This window comes from Sphingomonas asaccharolytica NBRC 15499 (assembly GCF_001598355.1).
Lineage (GTDB): Bacteria > Pseudomonadota > Alphaproteobacteria > Sphingomonadales > Sphingomonadaceae > Sphingomonas > Sphingomonas asaccharolytica.
On record NZ_BCYU01000120.1, the window covers coordinates 1 to 8,634 of the forward strand.

Genomic DNA, 8,634 nt, shown 5'->3' on the forward strand with positions numbered 1-8,634 from the left:
TTAGTCCTCAAGCCGCGTTGTCGATGCCGAGCTCGCCGAGCTTGCGATAAAGCGTCGAGCGCCCGATGCCGAGCCGGCGCGCGACTTCGGTCATCCGGCCGCGATAATGGCCGATGGCGAGGCGGATGACGTCGGCTTCGATCTCTTCCAGCGGACGCATATTGCCGTCGGCGCGGAACAGGGTGACGCCCCCCGAGGTCGCCATCTGGCCGCCCGGCGTCGGCACGCGCGCGGTGCCGAGCGCGGCGATCTGGGGGAAGTCGGCGCGAGTCAGCGCGTCGCCCTCGCACAAGACGGCGGCGCGGAAGAGCGCATTCTGCAACTGGCGGACATTGCCCGGCCAGGAATAGCGGCCGAGCAGCGCCAATGCGTCGTCGGTGATGCCGAGCGGGCGCAGCCCAGGCTGATCGGCAATCCGCGCGAGCAAATGACGGGCCAGCGCCGGAATGTCGCCGATGCGTTCGCGCAAGGGCGGAATCGTCACCTGGACGACGTTGAGGCGGTAATAAAGGTCCTCGCGGAACCGGCCGGCCTCGACTTCCTCGATCAGCCTTTTGTTGGTCGCGGCGATGACCCGGACGTCGACTTCGCGGGTGTGGCGCGCGCCGATCGGCTGGACTTCGCCCGATTGCAGCACACGGAGCAATTTGACCTGGGCATCGAGCGGCATCTCGCCGATCTCGTCGAGGAACAGAGTGCCGCCATCGGCATCGGCGAACTTGCCGATCTTGCGCTCGAACGCGCCGGTGAACGCGCCCTTTTCGTGCCCGAACAGCTCGCTTTCGACCAGATTGGCGGGGATCGCGCCGCAATTGATCGCGATCATCGGCTTCTTGCCGCGTGGGCTGGCGGCATGGATCGCCTCGGCGACGACTTCCTTGCCGACGCCGCTTTCGCCCTCGATCAAGACGGGGACGCGGGCGCGTGCCGCCTTGGCGGCGATTGCCAATGCGGCGCGGAAATCGGGGGAGGCGCCGACGATCTCGTCAAAGCCGAGCAGGGCTGGAATCTTTTCGGTCAGCGGGCGCAATTCGCCGGCGTCGGTACCGGCGACAACTACTTCGAGCGCCGACAACAAGCGCTCGGGCGCGAACGGCTTGACCAGATAATCGGTGGCGCCCGCGCGCATGGCCGAGACCGCTTGCGCGACCGAGCCGTTGGCGGTGAGCATCAGGATCGGGAGTTGCGGGCGGCGGGCGCGCAATTCCTTGATCAGCGCCTCGGCCTCGCTTTCGGGCCCGAAACTGTCGAGCAGGATCGCGTCGAGCTGCATCCCATCCTGAGTGCCGAGCATGGCGATCGCGGTTTCGCCGTCGGGGGCGAATACCGAACGCCAGTCGCGCCGCGCGGCAATCGCCGAAACCAGGCGGCGCTGCGCGGGTTCGTCGTCGATCAACATCAGGAGGCGCTGTCCGTTGCGCGTCATCCCGCCCTCTTCTTCTCCTGGGTCATGTGGTACCCTTAGGAGAAGGGGGTAAAGGTCAGCTTAAGCCTATGCGGACGCTTACTTAACGCTTGCGGGCTTGAGGCGCACGGCGGTGCTGGCTAAGACCGCGGCACAATCCAGGGTGGAGAGAATTGCGGCATGGCCGACCAGACCGACATGAAGGCACACGAATCGACGTATCACTCGGTGCTCGGGATGCTCAAATATGGCGCGGTGGGGTGCTTCCTGATCGCGGCGATCGTGATCTGGCTCATTTCCTCCGGTCACAAGTAAGCCGCGGGTGAAGATCGCCGTCCTGCGGGAAACCGCGTCGGGCGAGCGCCGCGTCGCGGCGACTCCGGAAACGGTCAAGAAGTTCGCCGCGCTGGGTGCCCAGGTCGCGGTCGAGCAGGGCGCGGGTGTTGCCGCCAGCTATGACGATGCCGGGTATGAAGCCGCGGGCGCGACGATCGGGACGCGGGCGGCGACGCTAAAGGGCGCCGATATCGTGCTCGGCATCCAGGGGCCCGATCCGGCCGACCTGAAGGACGCCGCCAAAGGCGTCTGGCTGGTCGCCGGACTCAACCCGTTTGGCGCCGGAGAAAATGGGCGCGCACGCGTCGACGGCTATGCTGCCGCCGGCATCGAGGCGCTGGCAATGGAATTCATGCCGCGCATAACCCGCGCGCAATCGATGGATATCCTGTCGAGCCAGGCCAACCTCGCCGGCTACAAGGCAGTGCTCGACGCCGCGGCCGAATATGGCCGCGCTTTTCCGATGATGATGACCGCGGCAGGCACGGTCTCCGCCGCCAAGGCGTTCGTGATGGGTGTGGGCGTCGCCGGCCTCCAGGCGATCGCCACCGCGCGGCGGCTGGGTGCGCAGGTCTCGGCGACCGACGTGCGCTCGGCGACCAAGGAACAGATCCAGTCGCTCGGTGCCAAGCCGATCTTCGTCGAGAATGTCGCCGGGATCGAGGGCGAAGGCTCGGGCGGTTACGCCACCGAAATGAGCGAGGAATATCAGAAGGCGCAGGCCGAACTGGTGTCCGGCCATATCGCCAAGCAGGACATCGTCATCACCACCGCGCTGATCCCCGGCCGTCCCGCGCCGCGGCTGATCAGCGACGCGCAGATCGCGACGATGCGCCCGGGCAGCGTGATCGTCGACCTCGCGGTCGAAAGCGGCGGCAATGTCGAGGGTTCGGTCGCCGGCGAAGTGGTCGAGAAGCATGGGGTGCGCATCGTTGGGCACAAGAACGTCGCTTCGCGCCTCGCCACCGACAGTTCTGCGCTGTTCGCGCGCAACCTGTACAATTTCCTCTCGACCTTCTGGGACAAGGAAGCGGGTAAGCCGGTGCTCGATGAGGAGATCGGGGATGCGGTGCGGCTGACCAAGGATGGTCAGGTCGTGAACCAGAGGCTGCTCGGGTGAGGATGGCGCTACAATGGCCTTTTGCCGCCGCGTCGGTGGTCGGGGTCGCTTGTAGTTTGCCCGCCACCGCAGCGAGCAAGAGGCTAGTCCCGGCGGGCCGGGCCGAATTTCGCAAGCTGGTCGATGACTATCAAATTTTCACAGTTCCGCACTGCGCTCCAGCGACTGTAGCAGCGTATAAAAGCGCCCGTGCCGCGCGCGATGCCGTTTTCGTCGCTTCATTGAAAGGTACGCCGCTGTTCTCCGATTATCGGAAGGCAGTTGCCGACCGTGCCAGGAAAGATCGAAAGACTTTCTACGAATGCGTGCAGCCACCGCCACCGCCTGGATTCACCGCGGATGACGCCGTGCGCAAGCAGCGTGAAGATCGTGATCAACATTTCGTCGACGGCGACAAACAGTTCGCCAAGATAGTTGCTCTGCGAGACAAACTGCTCGCCGCCCCGGGGGACTAAAATGGACTTCATCTCGATCCTCTCGATCTTCGTAATGGCCGTATTCGTCGGTTATTACGTCGTCTGGTCGGTGACCCCGGCGCTGCACACACCGTTGATGGCGGTGACCAACGCGATTTCGTCGGTGATCATCGTCGGCGCGCTGATCGCCAGCGCGGCGGTCGGGATCGGCGGCACCGGCGCGACCTCGAAGTGGTTGGGCCTGCTCGCGGTGGTGCTGGCCAGCGTCAACATCTTCGGTGGCTTCGCGGTCACTGCGCGGATGCTCGCGATGTACAAGAAGAAGGATCGGCCGGCGGCCAAACATTGATTTCGTCATCCCGGGCTTGTCCCGGGATCCACTCATCCACTTGCGCCAAGCGGCGCGGTGGACCCAGGCACAAGGCCGGGGTGACGGTTGGGGGTTGAATGGAACATACGATCGCGGTGAATCCCTGGGCGTCGCTGGCCTATCTTGTCGCCGGGGTGTGCTTCATCCTCGCGCTGCGCGGGCTGTCGAGCCCGACCTCGAGCCAGCGCGGCAATCGCTTCGGCATGATCGGTATGACGATCGCCGTCGTAACGACGTTGGTGACGCATGTTCCCAGGCATCTGGTATACATTCACGCAAATCTGATGACGGGCACCATCGGCGATGCCCCCTTCATTCCTGACTACACGACAATCGCGGAAATTCTTGTTGCAATCAGCATCGGCGCCGCCATCGGCATCGTCACCGCCCGGCGCATCGCGATGACCGCGATGCCGCAGCTCGTGGCCGCGTTCCACTCGCTGGTCGGCATGGCAGCCGTGCTCGTCGCAGGTGCGGCCTTCCTCAATCCCGAAGCCTTCGGCATTGCGGCAGCAGGGCAAATCTTCGCCCAAAGCCGCATCGAAATGGGCTTGGGCGTCGCGATCGGCGCGATCACCTTCTCGGGCTCGGTGATCGCGTTCCTCAAACTCAACGGCAATATGGGCGGCAAGCCGATCATGCTGCCGGGGCGCCACGTCATCAACCTGGCGGTGCTCGCGGGCATTCTCGGGCTGGTCGCCTATTTCACCCAGGACCAGTCGCCCTGGGTGTTCTGGACGATCACGGGTCTGAGCTTCGCGATCGGCTTCCTGTTGATCATCCCGATCGGCGGCGCGGACATGCCGGTCGTGGTGTCGATGCTGAACAGCTATTCGGGCTGGGCGGCGGCGGCGATGGGCTTCACGCTGCATAATACGGCGATGATCATCACCGGCGCCTTGGTCGGCTCGTCGGGCGCGATCCTCAGCTACATCATGTGCCGCGCGATGAACCGCAGCTTCATCAGCGTGATCGCCGGCGGGTTCGGCGGCGACAGCGGTGGCGGCGCGGCGGCGGCCGCGAGCGACCGGCCGTGGAAGCGCGGTTCGGCCGAGGATGCGGCATTCCTGATGAGCCAGGCCGAACAGGTCATCATCGTCCCCGGCTACGGCATGGCGGTGGCGCAGGCGCAGCACGTGCTGCGCGAGATGGCCGACAAGCTGAAGGAAGAGGGCGTCCGCGTCAAATATGCGATCCACCCGGTCGCGGGGCGCATGCCGGGGCATATGAACGTGCTGCTCGCCGAGGCGAACGTGCCCTATGACGAGGTGTTCGAGCTCGAGGACATCAATAGCGAGTTCGCCCAGACCGACGTCGCGTTCATCATCGGCGCCAATGACGTGGTCAATCCGGCGGCCAAGACCGATAAGAGCTCGCCGATCTACGGCATGCCGGTGTTCGACGTGAACAAGGCCAAGACCGTGCTGTTCATCAAGCGCTCGATGGGCGGCGTCGGCTATGCCGGGGTCGACAACGACGTCTTCTACCAGGACAATACGATGATGCTCCTCGCCGACGCCAAGAAGATGGTCGAGGAGATCGTGAAGGCGCTGGGGTGAGCGCGATGCCGATCGTGCGGCCCGGGGTGCTTTTGCTCGGCCAGACCGGCGCGCGCGTTCACCTCGCCGCTGCGGCGGTCCGCGCCGGCGCCGAAATCGTCGCGGAAGCCGATTGGTCGGATGCTGCCTTGCCCGGCGCGACGGGCGCGCAGCTCGTCATCGCCGCGCTCGAGGATCTTGCGGCCGATACGCTGAACGATGCGGTCGACCGGCTTGGCCAAGTACCCGAAACCAAATTCGGCCTGATCGTCACGCTGACCGAACGCCAGATCGATGCGGTCGCCGCGCCGTTGCTCGCTCGACGAATCACTTTACTGTGCGACGCGGAGGCAGCCGATCTCGCATCGGCGGTCGCGCAGGCCCTGGTCGTGCCGGTCGAGCCTGTGGCGCGCGCACTTCCCGCCACCGTCGCCGATCAACGCAGCGACTATGGGTTGCCGGCCGAGCCGGTGCAGGTCGCCGCCGCCGATGTCCGCAAGGCGATCCGCGCGCGGCGGCTGCGCAGCCGCCCGTTCCCTGACGTATTGTTCGAGGATCCCGCCTGGGACATGCTGCTCGACCTCTACGCCGCGCATCTCGAACGCGCCCAGGTATCTGTATCGAGCCTGTGCATCGCCTCGGCCGTGCCGCCGAGCACCGCATTGCGCTGGATCTCGAAGATGACCGAGGACGGCTTATTCGTGCGCGAGCCCGACCCGTTCGACCGCCGCCGCGCCTTCATGGCACTGAGTGAGGCAGCGCTCGACCGCATGAACCGCTATTTCGCGACGCTCGCCCAGAACGGCCTGGCGATCGCCTGACCCCCTTGCATCGGCGGGCGCATCGCGTCACAGGACGGCGTACGGGCGGTTAGCTCAGTTGGTAGAGCATCTCGTTTACACCGAGAGGGTCGGCGGTTCGAGACCGTCACCGCCCACCATTCCCTGTTCAGCATGACGACGTCGGCTCCCATCACCGACGGGTGCCCGTGGCGGACAATGCGGTCGTTCGCATGAAAAGGCTGCCGCGGACCGGACGCACCAATTTTACGGTCTGGATTCTCTTTCTTGCATATGTAATTCATGTTTTCATATGCGAGAACATCGGAAGGTGTCTCGCGTGCCCATTGGGAGCGATCGATGCCGACGAGACGTGACGTGTTGCTGAGCGGAGGAGCGGCGGCCCTGGCCGGCGGAGTCGGTGTCGCGCACGCAACCACGAGTGAGCCGTTCGCCGCCGACTGGCACTCGCTGGCGGCCGGATATCGCCATCCCGAATGGTTTCGCGATGCCAAGCTCGGCATCTGGGCGCATTGGGGTCCGCAATGCCAGGCCGAGTTCGGAGACTGGTATGCGCGGCTGCTGTACATTCAGGGACGTCAACCCTGGGAACACGGCGAAACGGCCTATCAGGATCATCTCCGCCGTTACGGCCATCCGAGCCAGACCGGGTTCATCGACATCATCGGCCAGTGGAAGGCACAGAACTGGCAGCCGGACTATCTCGTCCGCAAATATGCCGCCGCGGGAGCCCGGTATTTCGTCGGCATGGGCTGCCATCACGACAATCTCGACCTGTACGCGAGCAAGCACCAGGAATGGAACAGCGCGCGGGTCGGGCCGAAAAGGGACATCCTGGCGACCTGGGAGAAAGCCGCGCGGGATGCCGGTCTGAGGTTCGGTGTCTCCAACCATTCGGGCCATGCCTGGCACTGGTACCAGCCGGCTTATGGTTATGACGCCGAGGGACCGATGCGTGGCCGCCGCTATGACGCCTATTGGCTGCGCAAACAGCACGGCACAGGCAAATATTGGGACGGGCTCGACCCGCAAGAACTCTATACCGGGCCTTATTACGTGCCGCCCGACGGTATCACCTCCGCCAAGGAAATGGTGGATTGGCACGGCCAGCGCGACGGCCAATGGCTGGAAGGCGTGCCTTCGGGCAACATCCGCTTCGTCGAGAAGTGGTTGCGGCGGCAGAAACAGATCGTCGAGGATTACAAACCCGACCTCATGTTCATGGACCATGCCGGCGTGCCGTTCGGCAAATATGGGCTGGAAGCGGTCGCCCATTATTACAACCAAGCGGTCGAGTGGCACGGATCGCCCGACGTGATCATGACCGGTGGCTTGCTCGACGCGTTCGCGCAGCGGGCGATCACCTGGAATGTCGAGCGCGGCGTGCTCGACGATATCCATGAAACGCCGTGGCAGACCTGTACCTGCATCGGGTCGTGGCATTATTCGCGGCCGCTTTATGAGAGCAACGGCTACAAGAGCGCGAAACAGGTCGTGCAGATCCTCGCGGATGTCGTGTCGAAGAACGGCACCCTGCTGTTCAACGTGCCGGTCCGCGGCGACGGCACGATCGACGAGAAGGAAGAGGCGATCGTCGACCAGTTCACGGGCTGGACGCGGCGCAACGGCGAGGCGATCTTCGCCACGCGTCCCTGGCGCAAATATGGCGAAGGCCCGACCAAGCCGCCACCCGCCGGCGCATTCGGCGAGGACAAGCAGAAGCCGTTCACCGGCGAGGACATCCGCTTCACCAAGAAGGGGGAGACGCTTTACGCCATCTTCCTCGACTGGCCCGACCGCGAAAGCGCGATCGCCTCGCTGGGCAAAGACGCGCTTCGCGATGCCGTGATTGAGCGCGTCGACCTTATCGGCGGGCCCGAACTGCATTTTCGCCGCGATGCCGATGCGCTGCGGCTGACGCTGCCGGCGCCGCAGGATGGCGCCTTCGCGCCGGCGCTGCGGATCAGGGGGAGGGGACTCGTCTAACGCATATTCACAATGTGCGGACCAGCGTCTTCGCCTCGGCGATCCAGGCGGGGTCGCTGATCACCTGCTGGCGTTGGCCGGGGCCGAGCGGGAGCAGCTGCAACCGGTCGCCTTCGCGCCCGATCAGCCTGCCGAACAGGAAGCGGCCGCCGGGGCGCGGCACCAGCACGTCGCGATTGAGCGCGCGGCCGAACGCTTCGGGCTCCAGCCGCGCGCACCAGATCGTGTCGCCCGCGCGATAATCGCCGATCCCGGCGCTGACGGAGATCGCCACCGCGCCGGCTTCGGGCCGCGGCGGCGGGATCAGACTTGCCCGGATGGGGGCGAACACGCCCTCGGCGCCCAGCATGGCGGCTACGGGCAAATCCGCCTGGTCGGGCAAGCGTACCAAATCCGCGGCTTCAACGCCAAGCGCCGCCGCGATGCGATTGAGCCACTTGACCGACACCGTGCGCATGCCTGTCTCCAGGCGGCCGATCGTCTGTGCCGTGGTCGGCGGCACGCATCGTTGCGCGACATCGTCGAGTGTCATTCCCTTGGCACGGCGTACTTCGCGGATCGCGGTGATCATATCGCCCTCCCAGCCAACCAGATCGGTTCACGAGCTTCGGGTAAACGAGGCGCTCTTGGCAAGTTTTTTATAGCGACGGGCTTGGCGTTCAG

The 8,634-nt window shown here is 65.1% G+C and carries 9 protein-coding genes and 1 tRNA gene; 8 read left to right on the forward strand and 2 right to left on the reverse strand.

Going from position 1 to position 8,634, the window contains the following annotated elements; genetic code table 11:
* Positions 1–7 precede the first annotated feature (7 nt).
* Positions 8–1,426, reverse strand: coding sequence for a sigma-54-dependent transcriptional regulator (locus SAS01S_RS20510; protein ID WP_066812859.1), 1,419 nt, complete (start codon positions 1,424–1,426; stop codon positions 8–10).
* A gap of 159 nt (positions 1,427–1,585) precedes the next feature.
* Between SAS01S_RS20510 and SAS01S_RS22305 the strand changes: the two genes are divergently transcribed.
* The 8 genes from SAS01S_RS22305 to SAS01S_RS20545 all read left to right on the forward strand — a co-directional run bounded on the left by SAS01S_RS22305 (position 1,586) and on the right by SAS01S_RS20545 (position 7,971).
* Positions 1,586–1,720, forward strand: a complete 135-nt coding sequence (locus SAS01S_RS22305; protein WP_084239282.1) for an aa3-type cytochrome c oxidase subunit IV — start codon at positions 1,586–1,588, stop codon at positions 1,718–1,720.
* Positions 1,721–1,727: 7 nt separating this feature from the next.
* Positions 1,728–2,861: an NAD(P) transhydrogenase subunit alpha gene (locus SAS01S_RS20515; RefSeq protein WP_066812861.1), complete on the forward strand. Its 1,134-nt coding sequence runs from the start codon at positions 1,728–1,730 to the stop codon at positions 2,859–2,861.
* A 2-nt stretch (positions 2,862–2,863) separates the two neighbouring features.
* Positions 2,864–3,316 carry a hypothetical protein gene (locus SAS01S_RS22685; protein WP_157082928.1) on the forward strand — a complete coding sequence of 151 codons (453 nt, stop codon included), beginning with the start codon at positions 2,864–2,866 and terminating at the stop codon, positions 3,314–3,316.
* A gap of 1 nt (position 3,317) precedes the next feature.
* The gene (locus SAS01S_RS20525) at positions 3,318–3,626 is read left to right on the forward strand and encodes a proton-translocating transhydrogenase family protein (protein WP_066812864.1); all 309 of its coding nucleotides are present in this window, start codon (positions 3,318–3,320) and stop codon (positions 3,624–3,626) included.
* A 98-nt stretch (positions 3,627–3,724) separates the two neighbouring features.
* Positions 3,725–5,206, forward strand: a complete 1,482-nt coding sequence (locus SAS01S_RS20530) for an NAD(P)(+) transhydrogenase (Re/Si-specific) subunit beta (protein WP_066812866.1) — start codon at positions 3,725–3,727, stop codon at positions 5,204–5,206.
* 5 nt (positions 5,207–5,211) lie between these two features.
* Positions 5,212–6,006: a helix-turn-helix domain-containing protein gene (locus SAS01S_RS23205; protein ID WP_245657044.1), complete on the forward strand. Its 795-nt coding sequence runs from the start codon at positions 5,212–5,214 to the stop codon at positions 6,004–6,006.
* Positions 6,007–6,049: 43 nt separating this feature from the next.
* Positions 6,050–6,125 (forward strand) — tRNA-Val (locus tag SAS01S_RS20540).
* 199 nt (positions 6,126–6,324) lie between these two features.
* Entirely contained in the window at positions 6,325–7,971 is a 1,647-nt protein-coding gene (locus SAS01S_RS20545) for an alpha-L-fucosidase (RefSeq protein ID WP_066812870.1), read from the forward strand.
* Positions 7,972–7,978: 7 nt separating this feature from the next.
* On the opposite strand, the gene SAS01S_RS20550 is transcribed toward SAS01S_RS20545, so the two are convergent.
* Positions 7,979–8,542: a helix-turn-helix domain-containing protein gene (locus tag SAS01S_RS20550; RefSeq protein WP_066812872.1), complete on the reverse strand. Its 564-nt coding sequence runs from the start codon at positions 8,540–8,542 to the stop codon at positions 7,979–7,981.
* Between the last annotated feature and the right edge of the window lie 92 nt (positions 8,543–8,634).

Coding starts and splice junctions, on each gene's coding strand:
- SAS01S_RS20510 (WP_066812859.1), bottom strand. CDS start 1,426: ATGACGCGCAACGGACAGCGCCTCCTGATGTTGATCGACGACGAACCC.
- SAS01S_RS22305 (WP_084239282.1), top strand. CDS start 1,586: ATGGCCGACCAGACCGACATGAAGGCACACGAATCGACGTATCACTCG.
- SAS01S_RS22685 (WP_157082928.1), top strand. CDS start 2,864: ATGGCGCTACAATGGCCTTTTGCCGCCGCGTCGGTGGTCGGGGTCGCT.
- SAS01S_RS20525 (WP_066812864.1), top strand. CDS start 3,318: ATGGACTTCATCTCGATCCTCTCGATCTTCGTAATGGCCGTATTCGTC.
- SAS01S_RS20530 (WP_066812866.1), top strand. CDS start 3,725: ATGGAACATACGATCGCGGTGAATCCCTGGGCGTCGCTGGCCTATCTT.
- SAS01S_RS23205 (WP_245657044.1), top strand. CDS start 5,212: ATGCCGATCGTGCGGCCCGGGGTGCTTTTGCTCGGCCAGACCGGCGCG.
- SAS01S_RS20545 (WP_066812870.1), top strand. CDS start 6,325: ATGCCGACGAGACGTGACGTGTTGCTGAGCGGAGGAGCGGCGGCCCTG.
- SAS01S_RS20550 (WP_066812872.1), bottom strand. CDS start 8,542: ATGATCACCGCGATCCGCGAAGTACGCCGTGCCAAGGGAATGACACTC.